The following is a 19998-nucleotide window of genomic DNA, read 5'->3' as shown; positions in this document are numbered from 1 at the left end:
CAGTAATATAGAAATCTAGTGATTTAAGCGTAATTCATGTCGATGTTCTCGACGGAATTTTTGTTCACAACCGGTACAACGTTGTTCTGTTGGATCGGCGATTAAGCGGGGCGGTTCTATGTCCATTTCACAATCAGAGCAAAGACCATATAAACCCAGTTCAAGCTGACAATAAGCAGCATCTAGCTTCATGAACTTAGTAAAAATATCAGTATTGATTAGTTTGACTTGTGGTAGGTAATCAATCACTTTCACCAGAGGGGTTTCCATTGAAATATGAGCAACTTCAGTAGCTTTTAATGAATCCTTGATAACCAGCATTAACTCACGCCTCAAAATAAGTTCAAGTTGTTGAAGTTTTTGCTGTATGTCCTGAGTGTTGTGCAACTGAGATAACCTTAACTGACTATGCCAATGTAGGTAATCTATTTTAGGCACAAATAAAGCAGGCGTTATGACGAAGATCAATTCTCGATAAGATTTCTGTGATAAAAACATGAATAATAATTTATCATTTATTCATCTCAGCCAACGTTATGTGTCTGTCTTAGCGATAAGCTAGGATTGATTGTCGCATATATATGGTTAATTAATCGCAGCTGATTGAACACAAAAAAAGATAATTTCGCTATTTTGTGATGACTTAGGATTAATACGGTTTATAACCTTGATGACACATTTTCATCAAGGTTGATTTAATCCGAAATAGTATAGTTGGTGCGTTGTTGCAAGCTTATATGAGCGATCTATGAGCATGCTGTAGCACCTTAACGATTTCTTCAGTAGTTTTGAATATTCGTAATTCTCTAAACAAAGTATCCGCTTCGGGATATTGACGGTTCAAGTAACTAAACCACTGTTTAATCCGTGAAGGGTAGTAATCGGACTTACGACCGTTGAGTTCTTTATCGGTATAGGCCATAAGTAAGCTTAGGGTTTGTTGCCAACTGAATGGGGTAGCGCCGGTTTTAATCGTATCGCCTAAGTTAGGCAAAGAAATAGCTCCTCGGCCAATCATTATACTGTCACAGCCAGTGACATCCATGCATCTCTGAGCATCAGCGGCATTCCAAATTTCTCCATTAGCGATAACAGGAATTGGCAGGCGTTGTCTTACTTCAGTAATGTATTCCCAATATGCCGGTGGTTTATAACCATCGCTTTTACTACGAGCATGAATTGCAAGCTCTGTTGCGCCAGCTTCATATACCGCTAAGGCATTTTCCATAAATAATGACTTGTCTTCGTAGCCTAAACGGATTTTAGCAGTAACAGGATGTTCTAAAGGCACTGCATCGCGCATGGCTTTGACGATACTGTAAATATTCTCAGGATATTGGAGTAATACTGCGCCGCCTTTGCTTTTATTGACGGTTTTGGCTGGGCAACCAAAATTAGCATCAACGCCATTTGAACCTAGTTCTACAGCTCTTATGGCATTTTGTGCCATCCACTCAGGTTCTTGGCCTAATAACTGAACACGTACAGGTGTTCCTGATGCGGTTAGCCCTTGATGGAGTAGCTCAGGGCACAATTTATAGAACACTTTGTCTGGTATGAGTTGATTGACGACCCTGACAAATTCCGTCACAACCAGATCAAATGGATTGATGGCAGATAATATTTCACGCATATGGTCATCAACCACACCTTCCATTGGAGCTAAAATAACGCGCACAGTACACCTTGCTGAAGTCAAAAGTGCGCTATTTTAGCGTGTTTATTCTTTGATATCAGTACTAAATTGCTATGCGCGTTTTTTTGTCGATTAACTAAACAAATTCTTGCTAATAATCATATTGATAGCGATCTTGTTGTATTTATGTTAAATATACATGGCATTAGTTTTGAGGCTTGCCTAACAAGTATTTGTGTTAAATAAATAGACAATTTTCACGTTTTTTTAATTTTTTTGCAATAAAATTTACTCACTACAGGTCTCTTTAACCAAGCCGGCAATGATGTTGGTCACCATACACAATCAAGATATAGGAAGATAATTATTATGAATTCAATCAAACAAACTACTTTAGCGGTTGCATTAGGTTCTGTTGTAATGACTGCAGGCTTTTCTGCTCAAGTAGAAGCTAACCCATTTGGTTTTCAACAATTAACTTCTGGTTATCAAATTGATGGCGGAGAAGGCAAGTGTGGTGAAGGCAAATGCGGCGAGAACATGAAAAAGTCTGCTGAGAAAGCGGCCGAAGGTAAATGTGGCGAAGGCAAGTGTGGCGGCGATAAAATGAAGTCTGCTGAAAAAGCAGCTGAAGGTAAGTGTGGCGAAGGCAAATGCGGCGGCGACATGAAAAAATCCGCTGAGAAAGCGGTTGAAGGTAAGTGCGGCGAAGGCAAATGTGGCGGTGACATGAAAAAGTCTGCTGAGAAAGCCAAAGAAGGTAAGTGTGGTGAAGGTAAGTGTGGCGGTCAGAAATAATTAATGACTTCTATTTGATAATGCCTTGGCTTATCTGACACAATTAAGGCCTGAGATTCAGGCCTTAGTTTTATCTGTTTTTTATTTTTAAGGACGCATTATGTCTATTCAGCATCGCAACGCACAGGGTCAGGCTAGTGTTGGTTTAGGACTTCGCCGTGAAATGCTGGATGAATTTTGTCAGCAGGTGCCATCTGCCATTAATTTTTTCGAAGTGGCGCCTGAAAATTGGATGACATTAGGCGGCAAGTTTGGGCGTCAGTTTAAAACATTAACTGACCAACACGCTTTTTTCTGCCACGGGCTTTCATTATCCATTGGTAGTCCTGAACCGCTTGATAGTCACTTTGTACAAAATATAAAACGCTTTTTAGATGAGCATAATATAGAAGTGTATTCAGAGCATTTAAGTTATTGCTCAGGGACTGGCCATATGTATGATTTGATGCCAATCCCATTTACTGATGATGCAGTCATCCATACCGCTAAGCGGATAAAGCAAGTCGAAGACATACTCGAGCGTCCATTTATTTTAGAGAATGTGTCATTTTATGCGGCGCCAGGTGCACAAATGACCGAACAAGAGTTTGTTAATGCGGTGCTGCAAGAGGCCGACTGCAAATTACTGCTTGATGTAAATAACATTTACGTTAATTCAATTAACCATCAATACGATGCTGCAGCTTACTTAGCGGCTATGCCTACCAAACGAATCGCTTATCTGCATATTGCAGGGCACTATGAAGAAGAGGCCGACTTAATGGTTGATACTCACGGTGCGGATATTATCGATCCTGTATGGGCCTTATTGCAGCAGTGTTACCAATTACATGGCGTGCACCCGACCTTGCTTGAGCGTGACTTTAATATTCCTAAAACAGACATACTTCTTAATGAGATTAATCAAATTCATCAGTATCAACAAAATGCCTTAACGCAGCAGTCAATATTGAGGAAGGCATAATGGGTTTCATTGAAGTACAACAACAATTTATGGACTATATCCGCGATCCTAGTTTGCCATTGCCCGAGGGGATTGAACCCAGGCGCATGAAAATCTATCGAGAATTATTTTTTAATAATATTGCAGGTTTTGTGTCGAGTGCGTTTCCGGTGTTGAAAAGTGTATATCAGGACGACCAATGGCAGGCCTTAGTACAGCAATTTTTTGTCACCCACGATTGTAAGACACCAATATTTGTTGAAATAGCCGGTGAGTTTTTAGCGTTTTTACAACATGAATACCAGATGACAGAAGATGATCCTGTTTTTATGTTGCCGTTAGCACATTATGAATGGTTAGAATTATGTGTCGCCGTCGCGCCAGATACTCCCGCAGCTCAATCGATCAATACCATCGAACTAAACCAGCATAGGTTATGCCTAGCAGCTTGTGCCAAAGTGGCGCAATATGCCTTTGACGTTCAACATATTAGTGTTGACTACCAGCCTATAGAGCCGACAGCACAAGCGAACTTTTTTTGTGTATTTAGAGGTGCTGATGATGACGTCGCATTTTTACAGCTGACACCATTAAGTGCGCAAGTGTTAGCTTACATTGAACAAATGACTCATTCTCAACAGGGTGTAACAGTCGATGCCATTATAAGTTGGTTAAGTGAGCATTATCCACAAATGCCAAATGACACCTTGTTGTCAGGTTGCTTGCCTTTATTGCAACAACTCGCCCAAAAGGGCATTGTTATTTCATCAATCGAGTCATAATAGGCTTATTATATTTAAGGTTTTTATTTTGTGAAGATGGGTCTAAAATAAGCCACTTTTTGTGATCCACTTCACGTCTATTGTCCGCTATGCTAACTGAGCAGTTGGCATAATATAACACATGAAAGACGTGAGTTATCGCAGTCACAACATCACCTTAATCTAGGAATAATCATGAGTCAGCCGTTTAAAGACCCGTTTAACATCTTTTATTTTATTGGTTTTATTTTGGTTTTATTAATTCCAACATTACCCGCGAGTCTTTCATGGTTGAAAGCAACAGGATTAATTTAACGCTTACTTCAGGTTAACCTGTCATGATATTGTCTTATTAAACCACTCGGATAGAGTGGTTTTTTTGTTTGTATGAGGGCACATATGGCAGTGAAACGCGGATTTTTTCTCATTATTGGTTTGTGCAGTCTAGTGTTAGGCATTATTGGCATTGCACTGCCTCTTTTACCTACAGTGCCATTTATTTTATTGGCTGCGTTTTGTTTTGCTCGTTCTAGTGATCGCCTTCATCATTGGCTAATCAATCACCCTTGGTTTGCTGAAGGTATCTCTCAGTGGCAATCGAAACGTGCGTTGAGCCGATCGCTCAAGCGAAAAGCCATGTTAATGAGCGGCCTTAGTTTTACGATTAGTATTATGATTGTACCGATAATATGGGTGAAAATTATGTTGTTGTGCATGATGCTTGTTTTATTATTTTTCTTGTGGCGGATCCCAGAGTTAGAATAATAAATAGCCTGGTTAATGCATGCCTGTTGCAACTGAGATTAAACGGGCATAAGATCACACCAGTATTTTTACCAGAGTCCACCATTGACGTGGACTTTTTTATTGCGTAATCACTTTCAGATAGAGTTAACTACATTATGATGAACCAAGACAGTTTAGCGCTTATTAAGCAGAGCATTAAAACCATTCCTGATTATCCAATACCAGGCATCATGTTCCGTGACGTCACCAGTTTGCTTGAAAATGCAGAAGCTTATAAAGCCACGATTGCGATTCTAGTAGCTCATTATCAATCAAAAGGTTTCACTAAAGTGGTTGGTACTGAAGCGCGTGGTTTTTTATTTGGTGCCCCACTTGCGTTAGAGCTCGGCGTTGGTTTTGTACCTGTACGTAAACCGGGTAAATTACCCCGTAAAACCATAAGCCAAACTTATGACTTAGAATACGGTAAAGACACCTTAGAAATTCATGTCGACGCGATTAATGCTAATGATAAAGTGCTCGTTATTGATGATCTATTAGCCACCGGTGGCACGATTGAAGCGACTGTAAAACTTATTCGTCAATTAGGCGGTGAAGTGAGCCATGCTGCGTTTGTTATCTCATTACCAGAAATTGGTGGCGAGAAGCGCTTACAAGGTATGGGAATTGAAGTGTTAAGTTTATGCGAGTTTGACGGCGAGTAAGTAAAGTAAAATAAACTGCCATTTTATTAAGCAGTTAACTAGATTTTGCTCTATCAAATGCTTGCTCAACAATAGCATGCCGGCCCTTGGCATGTTATTGTTAACCCCTTTAAAGGGATTGACTCCCGATAGCTCTCTGTGGGGAATTTCATGTCTTACCAAGTACTCGCCCGCAAATGGCGTCCAGCTAAATTTGAACAAATGGTCGGCCAATCCCATGTATTAATGGCATTAACCAATGCACTGAGCCAACAACGCTTACATCATGCTTACCTGTTTACCGGTACGCGCGGCGTGGGTAAAACCAGTTTGGCACGTTTGTTTGCTAAAGGTCTTAATTGTGAAACAGGCGTTACTGCTACGCCGTGCGGTGAATGCTCTAGTTGTATTGAAATTGCCCAAGGTCGATTTGTCGATTTAATTGAAGTCGATGCTGCTTCGCGCACCAAAGTTGATGATACTCGTGAACTTCTCGACAATGTACAGTATCGCCCATCCCGTGGTCGTTTTAAGGTTTACTTAATCGATGAAGTCCACATGTTATCGCGTAGTAGTTTTAACGCACTCCTAAAGACCTTAGAAGAGCCTCCAGAGCACGTTAAGTTTTTATTAGCGACGACCGATCCGCACAAACTGCCAGTTACTGTGTTATCCCGTTGCTTACAGTTCAATTTGAAAAGTTTATCGCAGGACGAAATTAGCAAGCAACTTGAGTATGTAATTACTCAAGAAAAGTTACCATTCGAATCGCAAGCGCTGAGTTTATTAGCCAAAGCGGCTAATGGCAGTATGCGTGATGCGCTCAGTTTAACGGATCAAGCGATAGCGTTTGGCAGTGGCCAAGTGATGCTTACACAAGTGCAAACCATGTTGGGCAGTATTGATGAGCAACATGTGCTCGCGTTATTGAAAGCCTTGTGTGATGCCGATGTTGGGCCATTAATGCAAACAGTGGCAAAAGTATTGGCATTTGGCGCAGATGCCGAAGAAGTATTGCGTAGCTTATTAGAATTATTACATCAAATCACCTTAACTCAATTTGCCCCAGCTGCTGCACAGCAATCGCTGTTTAGTGAGCAAATTTTGGCATTCGCGCAGCAATTAGCGCCTGAACAAGTACAGCTTTATTACCAAATGCTGCTTAACGGCCGTAAAGATTTACCCTTTGCTCCCGATCCTAAATCGGGCTTGGAAATGGCACTGCTTCGTGCGGTAGCCTTTACGCCCGAGAAACAAGTAAAACGTTGGGTAACAACGACACCGGCTAATATTGATTTAAGTGTTATTGATCACTCATCAACTTCAGCGCAAGAGGTCATTGAAACAGGCCCAAAGCCTGATGTTCTGCCTCAAACGCATAATGATTTAACGATAGCAGTACCCGCTATTCAGGCTGAAGAGTTGCCGACCCCCGAAGTTGAAGATATTGATGTTCTCGATGATATCGCTGTCGAGCCATCGTTGGTTGCTGAGCAAGCTTTATTGTTGGACCAAGCACAAAGCTTAGGGTTTAACTCATTGCCGCCCAAAAGTGTCGATGTGCAGTCTGACCAGCTTATTAATGATGATGTCGATAAAGCTGCCGAAGCTGATGTTGTTAGTGCAACTTCATCTGATGATGTTGTTCATAATGCTGATACTGAAGCAACTGTTGAATCCAATACTGAAAATTTGGCTAATGATATTACCGAGTCTGAAGAGGTTGCAGAGCAACCTACATTAGTGCCGAGTAAAGCAGACACCAATACAGTAGAAAATAGCCAATCCAGTGATAGTGCAGATAACAGCTCACTTGATGCCTATTCCTTTATGGATTATGACGAAGCAGACGATCCGTCAATGGAATATCAACCCTCGGATCATGACGAATATGTTGCGTTTTCGGTTTCAAACGAGATAACTGAAGCTAACAATGTTACTGAAGCTTCGGAGTCGATGTCTGAACCGAAAACGGTTAATCATCTTGTTGACAATAACAGCGACTTGATGAGTGATAATGCTCGTCAAAACCTCACTAGCGCAGATGATAACTTAGACGACTTTTTAGATGAAGTGTTAGCCAGCCGAGATTCTCTCATTGCAGATGTTGGTGTATTACAGCAACAAGAAGAACTTGCTAAAAAAGAGTCTACAAAAACAATCAGTTCTAGAGTGAGCAAAGCGGCTGCGGCATCAACATCAACAACGGCCGCTAATGAGTCTTCTGATAAGTCAGAACAGGCTGAGTTTAGCGCACCTACAGCCAACGAAGCATCATCTGTAACGCTCAACGGAACAGACAAGTCTAAAGTTGTGGCCGATTATGATAGGCCTCCTTGGGTCGCGCCCAAAGAGGGTGAGATCGTTAATGCGTTTGCAGATATTAATCAAGAGACTAAACCAGCAGTTGAAGCAACATTTCAACCATCGAGTTCAGTCAGTCAGCAAGCTGGTCATCAACATCAAAAACCGGCCAGCGCACAAATAACCCGTTCACTGGCTGCTGATCCGCAAAACATTAATGCAGAGCCGGTGATTCAATCTAATGTGCTCGCCAAATTTGAACCACACAGCATTCAAGGCGATGAAGTTGATTTACATTGGTATAAAATAATGACTAATGTGTCCGTTGGCGGAAGGGTTAGGCAATTAGGGGTGAACTCCGTGTGCCCAACATTGTCAAACCCAATAGTATTGGTGTTAAAACCAGACCAGAAACATTTGTCTGCGCAAACTGCTATCGATCAATTACAAGTAGCGTTATCTGAGTACCTTGAGCGACCAACTGAAGTTGAGATACAGATTGGTGTGGTGCAAAAACGAGAAACACCACTTGAGTTACGTAAACGTTTTCATCGGGAGCTTATTGCGCAAGCGCAACAATCTATTTTGCTTGATGACAACGTTCAGTGGATGATCCAACACTTATCGGCTCAGTTAGACAGTGACACGATTGAATATCCATCGGAGCAACTAGGGCAAATAGCGCAGGATATTGCACTCATCAGCGCTTCATAAGTACACAAATAGGGTGGTTTTACAGAAAATGAATATATCTTCATCTCAAAAATGTATCTGTAATATTGCCAATCGATTTTATTTCAGTAAGATTGTCGCCATTATGACGACTTGCTAACAACCTTAATTAGAGAGAGACGACTATGTTTGGTGGAAAAGGCGGTATGGGCAATTTAATGAAACAAGCCCAAATGATGCAAGACAAAATGGCTAAAGTGCAGGAAGAAATTGCGCGCACAGAAATGACGGGTGAAGCGGGTGCTGGCTTGGTTAAAGTAACCATGACAGGTAACCACAATGTGCGTAAAGTTGAAATTGATCCAAGTTTGATGGAAGACGATAAAGAGATGTTAGAAGATCTTATCGCCGCAGCGTGTAATGACGCAGCCCGTCGTATTGAAGAAAATCAAAAGACTAAAATGGCCGAAGTGACTGGTGGTATGCAATTACCTCCTGGAATGAAAATGCCGTTTTAATCGTGCCGTGAATCAATAAAAAAGCTCAAGCATTAATGCTTGAGCTTTTTTATTTCCAGCTTTAAACCGCTTTCATCGCAGCTTGTTGGTCAATAATCACACAGTCTTGTGCTTGGTAATCATTAATGCATTGCTGAAACTTATTTTCAAGTTTAACTTTATCAAAAAAGCCTAAAGCATAAGAGTCGCATTTCACTTTCATTTTTTTATCATTAATCAATAGTGTTTCTTTTTTTAATTCAGCGAAACCTAATGAGTATGCGATTTCAACAAATTTGAGGTTAATAAAGTAACCTAATAAAACTGCAACAATAACAATGATGATTTTTTTCACAATAATGTCCTTAATATTATTCTATAAATCCATGAGTAACTCATCTAGTTATAGCAATTTATACGCCAAAATAAAAACTAAATATAATCAATAAGTTATTTATTCTCTATTCTGTAACTTAGTTATTTTACTCATTAAGTTATGAGTTTGACCAATCTAAGCAATCTATTTAGATAACCAACCTTGTGTCGGTTCATGCAGCCATAGACTTTGCTATTACCCTTATGTAAAGCATTTAAATATTAACTCAAAGTAAAAAATATTTGACATTGATTGACATCAAACTATCATGAGGTGAGTTAAATATTTTTTACTTTGAGTTCGCTGGGGTTAACATGAGTAATAAACAAAAAGTACACCAATGGTTGCAAGAAACCAGCTTTCGCGAGCTAACGCTATCGATAGATTTTTTGGTAACAGGTTATATTTTCTATCTTTATTTGAGCCAGTTGTTTAATGCAACCCCAGAGCAACTTGCATCTATTGAATGGTTATCAAGTTTACTGCTTGAGATCATCATTTACTCAATTGTACTGATGGTTGTCAGTTATATTTTATTAGCGTTAATTAGCGACGATGAGTTATCACAACCGATGGATGTGAGAGAAAAACAAATCAGTTTAGTCGGTTATAAATATTCGGCTATCATTTTGCAAGTGGGCGTTGTATTTGCCATTTTTCAGTATAATATCGCCGCCCAAGATTTTGATTTTATGCAACAACGGACTGTGCCGTATTTACCACTGCATATTTTAATTGTGGCTTTTCTAACTGCTGAACTGGCACATTACGGTGTGCAATTGTATAAGGGGCGCACTGGTGATATTTATGGATAATCGGGATGATGTAAAAGTAGGGATTTCAAATACTATTCGTACGTTACGCTTTTTACATAACGAAATGACGCAGAAGCAACTGGCCGAACAAATTGGTGTGACGCGTCAAACGGTGATGGCAATAGAGTCAAATAAATACTCTCCAACACTTGAAGTGGCGTTTAAAATTGCAGAGGTGTTTAATTTACCGCTGGATAAGGTTTTTACTTATCGTTCAGGTAAGTAACCTAAACACGTGATAATAAAATCCCCTCAAACAGCCTTTTGTTACGTTATTTGCGTCCTGTCTAAGCCACTCTCACTTGATTACGGCCATTTTGTTTTGATTGATAGAGTGCTCTGTCTGCATTTTTAATCAGACACTGGTAATCTTTACATTCAGATGTCATTCCAGCAACACCTACACTCACAGTGACACCAATGGGAAGTATATCTATCTCAGACTCACCAGGCAGTACTAACTGAGTGTTTTCGATAATCGTTCTGAGTCGTTCAGCAAGTGTATAAGATGTGGAGACTTGGGTTAGCGGGAGGATGACAATAAACTCTTCACCACCATAACGAGCCACTATATCTGATTCTCTTAACGACATTTTAATGTTCTGGGCGATATTTTTCAAAACTAAGTCACCAATCTGATGGCCATACTTATCATTAATGTTTTTGAAATGGTCAATATCGATAAGGAAGATGGATAGTGGTTTAGAATAACTTTGCGCCCTTTGTGTTTCCTCTTTGAGGCGACGATCTAAGTATCGACGGTTAAAAATCCCTGTTAGTGAGTCGGTGATGTTTTCTTGTTTAAGGGCATGTATCTGCATAATGTCACTGGTGGTTTTGAGGGATAGGCTACACACAACAAATACAAAAATAGCTCCGCAAAAAAATATCACTGGCACTACTAAATCGAGTGGTTGAGAAAATGTAACCACGCAAAATTTAGCGTAAATGACATAACCTGTGATGAAAAACAGGATCAGCAGAATAAGAAATCCCCAACTGTGGCGCAATTCGCCGGTTGGAAGTCGGCTAAATATCGTCCATACCGGTTTGATAGCCATTGCAAGTATTAGCGCTCCGCAAATAACCAACCCACTAGCTAATAATGGTAAACTATCTTGCATATTGGGTCCTTGTATAGGTGACACTTTAATTTGAAAACTCATATTTTTGGTGGTGTTTTAAATATTATCGTGAATGACCTCCTTAGGTCCTCACAGGCAATATTAAGTTCTGAATAGTAGAATATCAGATGGATTGAACAAAAAAAGTGATGGCTTTCAAAAGTTAATTAACGCCTTATTTGCGGTTGTGTCTAAAGTAACAAAGATGAGTCAATAGAGTATCTTTAAGCTGGTTTGCTTGGTTTGCTTGGTTTGCTTGGTTTGCTTGGTTTGCTTGGTTTGCTTGGTTTGCTTGGTTTTAAATTGGTGTAGCGACACGTTGTTTCGTTATTAATCTGCTCCCGTAATCGCCGTAACTTTTTTGCTAAAAAGTAGTCGTTGAGCAATTCCCTTATCTATGATGGCTGTGGCCATAGAGTTACAGTATTCAATAAGAACACTGTTAATTCGTCGATTGTGGCTTCATTTATTGCAACAGAGGTTTTAATCTTTGCATTCAAACGCTGCACAGACAATAATCGCACTGCTTTGGTGTTTCCGCATATTGGCTTAGCCGATCACAAGACGGTTTCACCATGACATTACAATGAGTTTAGCTATTAAGGTATTGGCAATTTTATGAAATTTAGTCCTTTGGTCGATGAATTAATTCAATCTTTACGTGCGTTGCCTGGCGTCGGCCCTAAGTCTGCACAGCGTATGGCATTTCAATTACTTGAGCGTGAACGTAAAGTGGGCCTTAAGCTCGCAGATTCGTTGCAAAAAGCCATGTCTGAGGTGGGACATTGTCAAAGTTGTCGTACGTTTACCGAACAAGATTTATGCCCTATATGCAGTAGCCATCGTCGCATCAATACTGGGATCATTTGCGTGGTTGAAACGCCTGCTGATGTGCTTGCTATTGAAGCTGGTGGTCATTTTAATGGCCGTTATTTTGTGCTGTTAGGGCACTTGTCGCCGTTAGACGGTGTTGGTCCTGAAGAGTTGGGTTTAGCGTTACTTGAACGCCATTTAACATCAGATGACGTGAGCGAGCTTATTCTTGCTACCAATCCGACCGTTGAGGGTGATGCCACTGCACATTTTATTGCTGATATGGCCAGAAGACACAATGTGGTGATTAGTCGTATCGCACATGGCGTTCCCGTGGGTGGTGAGCTTGAATACGTTGATAGCACCACTTTAGCATTATCTTTTAATGGTCGTATTCCGCTGTAATAGCCCCGTAGCTGATTAGAAACCAAGATGCCAGCAAGTCAAAAATTAGATTTGTTGGCATTTTTTTATTCAATCTTGGATGAGTCATGAGGAATACAGGCTACAAAAATGTGTCATATTGAGCCGATTTGGTCTTATCTGATGATTTATTATTCAACAAGGCGGTGTTGCCCCTTGAAAATATTGTAACGTCCCCCATCTCTTGGTTAACACAGAATTTTAGGCGAGTGGATTTTTCGACTCGTGATTGTTTAAACGTAACACCAAGGGAAATACTCATGTCACAACAAGAAACTCATGGCTTTCAAACCGAAGTAAAACAACTTCTGCAATTGATGATCCACTCTCTGTATTCGAATAAAGAGATTTTCTTACGTGAGCTAGTCTCAAACGCGGCCGATGCAGCAGATAAGCTTCGCTATTTAGCATTAACTGACGATACCTTATATGAAGGTAACGGTGATTTACGCGTTCGTGTAAGTGCGAATAAAGAAAAGGGCACAGTCACCATTTCAGATAATGGTATTGGTATGACCCGCGATAGCGTCATCGAACATTTAGGGACTATCGCCAAGTCTGGCACTAAAGAATTTTTTAATAATCTTTCAGGCGAAGCGTCAAAAGATTCACAATTAATTGGTCAGTTTGGTGTGGGTTTTTATTCGGCCTTTATCGTGGCGAAAAAAGTTACTGTACGCACTCGCGCTGCCGGCCATGCTGCTAACGAAGGTGTCTTGTGGGAATCTGAAGGCGAAGGTTCATTCAATGTAGAAAGTATCACTAAAAATGAACGTGGTACTGAAATTGTGCTGCATTTACGTGACGAAGAAACTGAATTTGCAGACGATTACCGTTTACGCTCAATTATCACTAAGTACTCTGATCACATCTCTGTTCCAGTTCAAATGTGGAATGAAGGTACACCTGAGTCAGACGGCCCTGATGGAGAGAAAGTCGCGGCAACGGAAGGTGAGTGGAAAGTGATGAACAAAGCGACAGCGCTTTGGACTCGTAATAAGTCAGACATCACGGAAGAAGAATACCAAGAATTTTACAAGCACATTTCTCACGATTACAGCGACGCATTAAAATGGTCTCACAATCGTGTTGAAGGTAAGCAAGAATACACCAGTTTACTGTACATCCCAGCTAAAGCGCCTTGGGATATGTGGAACCGCGACCATAAGCATGGCTTGAAATTGTTTGTTCAACGTGTATTTATTATGGATGAAGCGGAACAGTTTTTACCTACATACTTACGCTTTGTACGTGGATTAATCGATTCAAATGATTTGCCATTAAACGTATCTCGCGAAATTTTACAAGATAATCAAGTAACAACAGCAATGCGCGTGGGTATCACCAAACGTGTGTTAGGCATGCTTGAAAAACTGGCTAAAGATGAGCCAGAACAGTATCAGTCTTTCTGGGCTGAATTTGGGCAAGTATTAAAAGAAGGCCCTGCAGAAGACTTTGCTAATAAAGAACGCATTGCAGGTTTATTGCGTTTTGCTTCTACTCATGACAACTCTGCCGCAACAACAGTGTCATTAGAGGCCTATATTGAGCGCATGAAAGCCGGTCAAGACAAAATATATTATATCGTTGCTGACAGTCATGAAGCTGCTGCTAATAGTCCTCATCTTGAGTTGCTGCGTAAAAAAGGCATCGAAGTATTGTTATTGTCTGAGCGTATCGATGAGTGGTTAGTTAATCACTTAACTGAGTTCAAAGACAAGAAGTTGCATTCAGTGACACGTGGTGATTTAGAGTTAGGTGAACTTGAAGATGCCGCTGATAAAGAAGCGCATGATAAAGTAGCCGAAGAGTCTAAAGGTTTAATTGAGCGTGTTAAAGCTGCGTTAGCAGACAGCGTTTCTGAGGTTCGTGTTACTTCACGCCTAACTGACACGCCAGCGTGTGTGGTAGCGGGTGAAGGTGAAATGTCGACGCAGATGATTAAGCTAATGCAAGCAGCTGGTCAGCCTGTGCCAGAGTCTAAGCCAACATTTGAGATTAACCCAACGCATCCTTTGGTTGAGCATTTGAATAACGAAACTGACGAGCAATTGTTTGCTGATTGGGCTAACTTGTTATTACAACAGGCATTGTTATCCGAGAAAGGCAGTTTGGCTGACCCTTCAGCGTTTATTAAACTGACCAATCAAATGTTATTGGCGAGTGTAAAGTAAACTCGATTTAAGCAGTAAAAGCGGACAATAAGTCCGCTTTTGTTTTTGTCATTCTGCGGAGGCAATATGGACTACCTCATTAATCTTACTAAAGATAATATTCAACAAGTTGTTGATACCTCAATGCAAAAAATGGTGGTATTAGCATTTTGGGCGCAACAACAGCCCGAAAGTGTACAAATGTTGCAGACGCTGGAGCATCTTGCCAATAGCCAAGGTGGGCGATTTATTCTCGCTAAAGTGGATTGTGAAACTGAGTTAGAAATTGCGAATTACTTCCAAATTCAGAACGTACCGACCACATTGATTTTAGATAAAGGTAGACCCATTGATGGTTTTTCTGGGGCGCAAAGCCAAGAACAAATTAGTGATTTGCTCGACAAACATTTACCGCCAATGTGGATACAAGAGTTTGATGATGTTAAGCAGCAATTAGCCCAAGGTGAGTTATCGCCAGAAGATTTAGCTAAAATTTCTGACCAGTTAAAAACAATTTTTATCGATTCACAACAAGCACCTGAAGTTGCATTGGTGATGACTGATGTGGCGTTACAGCAAGGTTTACTCGCAGAAGCCAAAAGGCTACTTGCCCGTATAGGTTTAGCGGATCAAGATAGTTACTATCATAATTTAGTGGCTAAATTAGCGTTAGCGGAAGATGCGGCAGATACTCCAGAAATTCGTCAGCTGCAACAAAATGTCGCAGAGCAACCTGATAATCTAGACGCAGTTGTTATATTAGCCAAAGCATTAAATGTTGCTCAACGTAACGAAGAAGCCCTTGAATTATTGTTTGTTATTTTACAAAAAGATATGAGTGCTGCTGATGGCAAAGTTAAACAAGTCTTCATGGAAATTCTAACCGCGATAGGTCAGGGCAATACGTTAGCCAATCAATATCGCCGTAAATTGTATACCTTGTTGTATTAAACAAATTGAAGCTGTTTTGTTACAACCCTTATTAGATCTTGGTCTAATGTCATAACAAAAGCGCTATTAAAAGTGCGGCAGATGTGCGAAAATCGCCGCCCTAAAAAGAACACAAACTTAAAAGAGGACTTTTGAGATGCGCATTATTTTATTGGGTGCCCCAGGTGCCGGTAAAGGTACCCAAGCTCAGTTCATTATGGAACAGTATGGTATCCCACAGATCTCAACTGGTGATATGTTACGTGCAGCGGTTAAAGCTGGTACGCCATTAGGTTTAGAAGCTAAGAAAGTGATGGATGCAGGTCAATTAGTTTCAGACGATCTTATCATTGGGTTAGTGAAAGAGCGTATTGCTCAAGAAGATTGCGTAAAAGGCTTCTTACTTGACGGTTTCCCTCGCACAATTCCTCAAGCTGATGCTATGGCTGAAAATGGTATTGAGATTGATCATGTTATCGAAATCGATGTGCCTGATGAAGAAATCGTTAAGCGTATGAGCGGACGTCGTGTTCATTCTGGTTCTGGTCGTGTTTACCACGTGGTGTTCAATCCACCGAAAGTGGAAGGTAAAGACGATGTCACTGGCGAAGATTTATCTATCCGCCCAGATGACGAAGAAAGTACCGTACGCAAGCGTTTAAGCATTTACCATGAGCAAACTAAGCCATTAGTTGATTATTATGGCAAAGTTGCTGCTGCTGGTAAGACTCAGTACAACAAGTATGACGGTACTCAATCTGTCGCTAAAGTGAGTGAGCAACTAGCCAGCGTATTAAAATAATCGCCGATTAGCTCCGCCATTAAAAGCCTGCTTTGCAGGCTTTTTTTATGCCTAAAGAATAACCTAACCGTTGCTGTATATTAGTGGGAATACTTTTCACTGACATTTAATCACTGATATTGAATCACTCATATAGAATCAATGTTTATTTAACCTCCGCTCGAGATTGTAAACACGATTATCAAATTCTAATGCCACCATTGCATCGGCTCGCTATTGAAGTCTTCATGCGCCTTGATAGTCATACAATGGCAAGTTTCACATGACTGTTGAACAGTCCTTTTACTCGATTTACCCAATCTATCAGCCCAAACTTAAGTTATTCAATACAGCACTATTGAAGCTAATGTGTGATTGAACGGACTAATATTGTCCAGTTGATTTAGCCAGAGGCAATATATCGGTGTAGGTCAAAAACTAATAAAATAAGACTGATGACCTCAACGGAATATATTTAGGCCGTGAATGTGATAAAAGTGATATAGGATTGACGCTTACCTATGATAAAATCTGCCGCCATTTTCGCGGATGACGACTCATATAAAATTGAATGAGTGTCAGTGGTAATTAATTTCACACTTGCACGGACGCCAAGCTATGAGAGCCCAATATGAAGTTTCCTGGTCAACGTAAGTCAAAACACTATTTCCCTGTAAACAGTCGTGATCCGTTATTGGCTCAACTTACGCAGCAGCCTCAACCATTTTCTACTTACATTTGCGGTATAGATCAAACCTTGGTTGATATCGAGGCTAAAGTAGAAGACGAGTTACTTGAGCGATATGGCTTACCTAAAGGCAACTCTACTCTCATTAATGATGAGCAAGCCCATAATTTGTACCATGAACTTAAATCCAATGAGATGATTAGCGATGAATTTGCCGGTGGCACTATTGGTAACACCGTCCATAATTATTCGATTTTAGCCGATGACCGCTCAGTGCTTTTTGGAGTTATGAGCCAGCATATTATGGTGGGTAGCTATGCATATCGCTATTTATGTAACACTTCCTCAAAGGTTGATCTTAACTTTTTACAACCTGTCGATGGTCCTATCGGTCGCTGTTTTACGTTAATTTCCGATTGTGGTGAACGCACGTTTGCTATCAGTAAAGGCGCGATGGATAAGCTAACACCTGAGTATATCGATAAAGAGGTGATACAAGGCAGTTCGGCGTTAGTATTAACGGCATACCTGATGCGAGCAAGCGAAGGTGATGGCATTACTGATGCGGCAATGACGGCCATTAATTACGCTAAAGAAGCCGATGTACCAGTGGTGTTAACCTTAGGGACACGCTTTTTAATTCAAGAAGATCCGCAATGGTGGCAAAATTTTATTAATGAGCATGTCACTATTTTAGCCATGAATGAAGACGAAGGTGAAGCGTTAACGGGTTTTAAAGACCCGTTGCTTGCCAGTGAAATGGCGCTAGATTGGTGTGACATGGTGCTAACCACGGCGGGTGCGATAGGGCTTTATACTGCGGGTTATACTGAAGATGCTGAAAAGCGTGAAACCAGCCATACCTTATTACCGGGCGCCATTCCTGAATTTAACCGTTATGAGTTTTCTCGCCCTAAATTACAAGTGGATTGCGATACGCCCATAAAAGTGTACGCTCACATTGCCCCTTACATGGGTGGACCTGAATTAATTCGTAATACCAATGGTGCTGGTGATGGAGCTTTGTCTGCGTTGCTTCATGATTTATCAGCCAATACGTTCCATAAAACCAATGTGCCTGGTTCGAGTAAACATAAACGAGATGGTTTATGTTATTCGTCGTTTTCACAAGTGTGTAAATACGCTAATCGCGTTGCATACGAAGTGTTAGCTCAGCACAGCCCGCGTCTGTCTCGTGGTTTACCTGAACGAGAAGACAGTCTAGAAGAGTCATATTGGGAACGATGATTGGTCATCGATAAAAATAAAACGATAATGATGCATCATTATCGTTTTTTTTTGTGTAGATTTTTATAGAATAGGCACCGAAAGTCAGAATATTAATAAGCAATCAGGAGCGTCACGTGAAAGGACAAATCTTAAGAGAGATGCATGTACTTAAGGCTATTGAGCCTGAGTTTGAGATCCAACGCAGAATTGCTTTTATTAAGGCAAAATTATCAGATGCTCACAGCAAAACTTTAGTCTTGGGGATCAGTGGCGGTGTTGATTCATCACTTGCTGGACGTTTATGCCAACTGGCAGTGAATAGCCTTAATCAAGAAAAAACCAGTGACGAGTATCAGTTTATTGCAGTGCGCTTACCTTACCATGTTCAGCAAGATGAAGCTGAAGCTCAGCTAGCCTGTCAGTTTATTCAGCCTTCAAAACAGGTGACCGTGAATGTTCATGATGGTGTTGTTGGCATCCATAATGCCACTATAGTGGGTCTCACCGCCGCGGGTTTAGCATCAACAGACGCTGCTAAGACTGACTTTCTCAAGGGTAATGTTAAAGCCCGAATGCGCATGATAGTCCAATATGATATCGCAGGTGCTATGGGCGGCCTTGTTGTGGGCACTGATCATAGTGCGGAAAATATTACTGGTTTCTATACCAAATGGGGCGATGGGGCTTGCGATTTAGCGCCGTTATTTGGCTTAAATAAACGTCAAGTACGTCAATTAGCAGCCCATTTAGGCGCGCCAGAGATATTGGTCAAAAAGGCCCCTACAGCTGACTTAGAAGACAATAAACCTCAACTTGAAGATGAGGTCGCTTTAGGGCTGACCTATGATCAAATTGATGACTTCTTAGAAGGTAAAGATGTTGCTAAGTCTGTGGAAGATAAATTGGTGAGTATCTATAAACGTACCCAGCATAAACGTGAGCCTATTCCGACGATTTACGATTAATATCTTACACTTTGCTTAAGGTGATGTGTTGTCGGGTGAGTTCTATTAGCGCATTAGCATATTGTCGATAATCTAAATATGGCGTCAGTAACACCGTGTGCTGGTGCTGTATTTTCTGCTTTTCATCTAGTGATGTATACTGCCGAGGATCGGATATTCCCATACGTTGCTGGGCTTCTTTACCACATAAAATATGCCAAAATTCAGGAAGAAATACTACCTCGTCGTGATGTTCAATATTGGGGTTAACAATACGTAATTGGCAATGCAAGCGTGATGGAGTGTTGATGTGTTTTCCGGTTTGTGGGTCATGATGGTCATTAAATAATTGGTCACGGATCTGTTTCCAATTAATCCCTTTATTAGCATTAATATCGTGCTCTAAACAGCAAATCTTCGCCATTATGGTGACAATTTTCCGCCAGTGATTACCATTTAATGTGACCAGTTGTGTGATTGCATCGGGATGCGTGGCTTGCCAGTGCGCGGGTAGCTCTGGAGGCGTAGGTAAATAAAAAATGATATCGGGATTCATCGGTCCCCATATATGGCTATATAAACCTGATGACATATTATTTCCAGTATTGTTATGAATAGTAAGTGCCTGACAGTTCAGCAGTAAATGTTACGCTATATTTTTGTTTGTATTCGGTATCTAT

Annotated in this window: 20 protein-coding genes; 15 read left to right on the top strand and 5 right to left on the bottom strand. The window is 40.7% G+C overall.

The features are described 5' to 3' along the window. Positions 1 to 15: 15 nt before the first annotated feature. Positions 16 to 387, bottom strand: a complete 372-nt coding sequence (locus AAEY97_RS18320; protein WP_157822830.1) for a TraR/DksA C4-type zinc finger protein — start codon at positions 385 to 387, stop codon at positions 16 to 18. Positions 388 to 733: 346 nt separating this feature from the next. Continuing rightward, positions 734 to 1678, bottom strand: a complete 945-nt coding sequence (gene dusC, locus AAEY97_RS18315; RefSeq protein ID WP_351000633.1) for a tRNA dihydrouridine(16) synthase DusC — start codon at positions 1676 to 1678, stop codon at positions 734 to 736. A 327-nt stretch (positions 1679 to 2005) separates the two neighbouring features. On the opposite strand from dusC, the gene AAEY97_RS18310 reads away from it, so the two are divergent. From AAEY97_RS18310 to AAEY97_RS18280, 7 genes are all read left to right on the top strand, one after another. Beyond that, on the top strand, positions 2006 to 2434 hold the full coding sequence (locus AAEY97_RS18310) for an HvfA family oxazolone/thioamide-modified RiPP metallophore (protein WP_101088145.1): 429 nt from the start codon (positions 2006 to 2008) through the stop codon (positions 2432 to 2434). A gap of 100 nt (positions 2435 to 2534) precedes the next feature. Next, the gene (locus tag AAEY97_RS18305) at positions 2535 to 3398 is read left to right on the top strand and encodes an HvfB family MNIO-type RiPP peptide maturase (protein ID WP_162022809.1); all 864 of its coding nucleotides are present in this window, start codon (positions 2535 to 2537) and stop codon (positions 3396 to 3398) included. Then, positions 3398 to 4159, top strand: a complete 762-nt coding sequence (locus AAEY97_RS18300) for an HvfC family RiPP maturation protein (protein ID WP_351000629.1) — start codon at positions 3398 to 3400, stop codon at positions 4157 to 4159. The genes AAEY97_RS18305 and AAEY97_RS18300 overlap by 1 nt, the downstream gene beginning before the upstream one ends. A gap of 378 nt (positions 4160 to 4537) precedes the next feature. Then, a complete protein-coding gene (locus AAEY97_RS18295; protein ID WP_101088151.1) occupies positions 4538 to 4903 on the top strand; it encodes a YbaN family protein in 366 nt (121 codons plus the stop codon). Positions 4904 to 5037: 134 nt separating this feature from the next. Then, positions 5038 to 5589, top strand: a complete 552-nt coding sequence (apt, locus tag AAEY97_RS18290; protein WP_101088153.1) for an adenine phosphoribosyltransferase — start codon at positions 5038 to 5040, stop codon at positions 5587 to 5589. Between the two features lie 150 nt (positions 5590 to 5739). After that, the gene (gene dnaX / locus AAEY97_RS18285) at positions 5740 to 8586 is read left to right on the top strand and encodes a DNA polymerase III subunit gamma/tau (RefSeq protein ID WP_351000626.1); all 2847 of its coding nucleotides are present in this window, start codon (positions 5740 to 5742) and stop codon (positions 8584 to 8586) included. A 143-nt stretch (positions 8587 to 8729) separates the two neighbouring features. Then, positions 8730 to 9062: a YbaB/EbfC family nucleoid-associated protein gene (locus AAEY97_RS18280; protein WP_011637860.1), complete on the top strand. Its 333-nt coding sequence runs from the start codon at positions 8730 to 8732 to the stop codon at positions 9060 to 9062. Between the two features lie 61 nt (positions 9063 to 9123). Here the strand turns inward: AAEY97_RS18280 and AAEY97_RS18275 are convergent, their stop codons facing one another. Next, positions 9124 to 9396: a hypothetical protein gene (locus tag AAEY97_RS18275; protein ID WP_351000624.1), complete on the bottom strand. Its 273-nt coding sequence runs from the start codon at positions 9394 to 9396 to the stop codon at positions 9124 to 9126. A gap of 335 nt (positions 9397 to 9731) precedes the next feature. Between AAEY97_RS18275 and AAEY97_RS18270 the strand changes: the two genes are divergently transcribed. After that, positions 9732 to 10232, top strand: a complete 501-nt coding sequence (locus AAEY97_RS18270; RefSeq protein WP_059746794.1) for a hypothetical protein — start codon at positions 9732 to 9734, stop codon at positions 10230 to 10232. Beyond that, positions 10225 to 10458, top strand: coding sequence for a helix-turn-helix transcriptional regulator (locus AAEY97_RS18265; RefSeq protein ID WP_101088159.1), 234 nt, complete (start codon positions 10225 to 10227; stop codon positions 10456 to 10458). The genes AAEY97_RS18270 and AAEY97_RS18265 overlap by 8 nt, the downstream gene beginning before the upstream one ends. Positions 10459 to 10519: 61 nt before the next feature. On the opposite strand, the gene AAEY97_RS18260 is transcribed toward AAEY97_RS18265, so the two are convergent. Then, positions 10520 to 11356: a GGDEF domain-containing protein gene (locus AAEY97_RS18260; protein WP_182745035.1), complete on the bottom strand. Its 837-nt coding sequence runs from the start codon at positions 11354 to 11356 to the stop codon at positions 10520 to 10522. A gap of 618 nt (positions 11357 to 11974) precedes the next feature. On the opposite strand from AAEY97_RS18260, the gene recR reads away from it, so the two are divergent. The 6 genes from recR to nadE all read left to right on the top strand — a co-directional run bounded on the left by recR (position 11975) and on the right by nadE (position 19339). Beyond that, the gene (gene recR / locus AAEY97_RS18255; RefSeq protein WP_101088163.1) at positions 11975 to 12574 is read left to right on the top strand and encodes a recombination mediator RecR; all 600 of its coding nucleotides are present in this window, start codon (positions 11975 to 11977) and stop codon (positions 12572 to 12574) included. Between the two features lie 278 nt (positions 12575 to 12852). Next, entirely contained in the window at positions 12853 to 14766 is a 1914-nt protein-coding gene (gene htpG / locus AAEY97_RS18250; protein WP_101088165.1) for a molecular chaperone HtpG, read from the top strand. A 66-nt stretch (positions 14767 to 14832) separates the two neighbouring features. Beyond that, on the top strand, positions 14833 to 15696 hold the full coding sequence (locus tag AAEY97_RS18245; protein WP_351000619.1) for a tetratricopeptide repeat protein: 864 nt from the start codon (positions 14833 to 14835) through the stop codon (positions 15694 to 15696). Positions 15697 to 15832: 136 nt separating this feature from the next. Next, a complete protein-coding gene (gene adk / locus AAEY97_RS18240) occupies positions 15833 to 16477 on the top strand; it encodes an adenylate kinase (RefSeq protein WP_101088169.1) in 645 nt (214 codons plus the stop codon). 610 nt (positions 16478 to 17087) lie between these two features. Continuing rightward, entirely contained in the window at positions 17088 to 18392 is a 1305-nt protein-coding gene (locus AAEY97_RS18235; protein ID WP_101088171.1) for an inosine/guanosine kinase, read from the top strand. 116 nt (positions 18393 to 18508) lie between these two features. Next, positions 18509 to 19339, top strand: coding sequence for an NAD(+) synthase (gene nadE, locus AAEY97_RS18230; RefSeq protein ID WP_101088172.1), 831 nt, complete (start codon positions 18509 to 18511; stop codon positions 19337 to 19339). A gap of 4 nt (positions 19340 to 19343) precedes the next feature. On the opposite strand, the gene AAEY97_RS18225 is transcribed toward nadE, so the two are convergent. Beyond that, positions 19344 to 19910, bottom strand: coding sequence for a DUF6942 family protein (locus AAEY97_RS18225; protein WP_351000616.1), 567 nt, complete (start codon positions 19908 to 19910; stop codon positions 19344 to 19346). Positions 19911 to 19998 lie beyond the last annotated feature (88 nt).

This window comes from Shewanella sp. TB7-MNA-CIBAN-0143, from assembly GCF_040310065.1.
Taxonomy (GTDB): Bacteria; Pseudomonadota; Gammaproteobacteria; order Enterobacterales; family Shewanellaceae; genus Shewanella.
The sequence above is the reverse complement of the archived record's forward strand: the minus strand, read 5'-3'. Positions and strand labels throughout refer to the sequence as shown.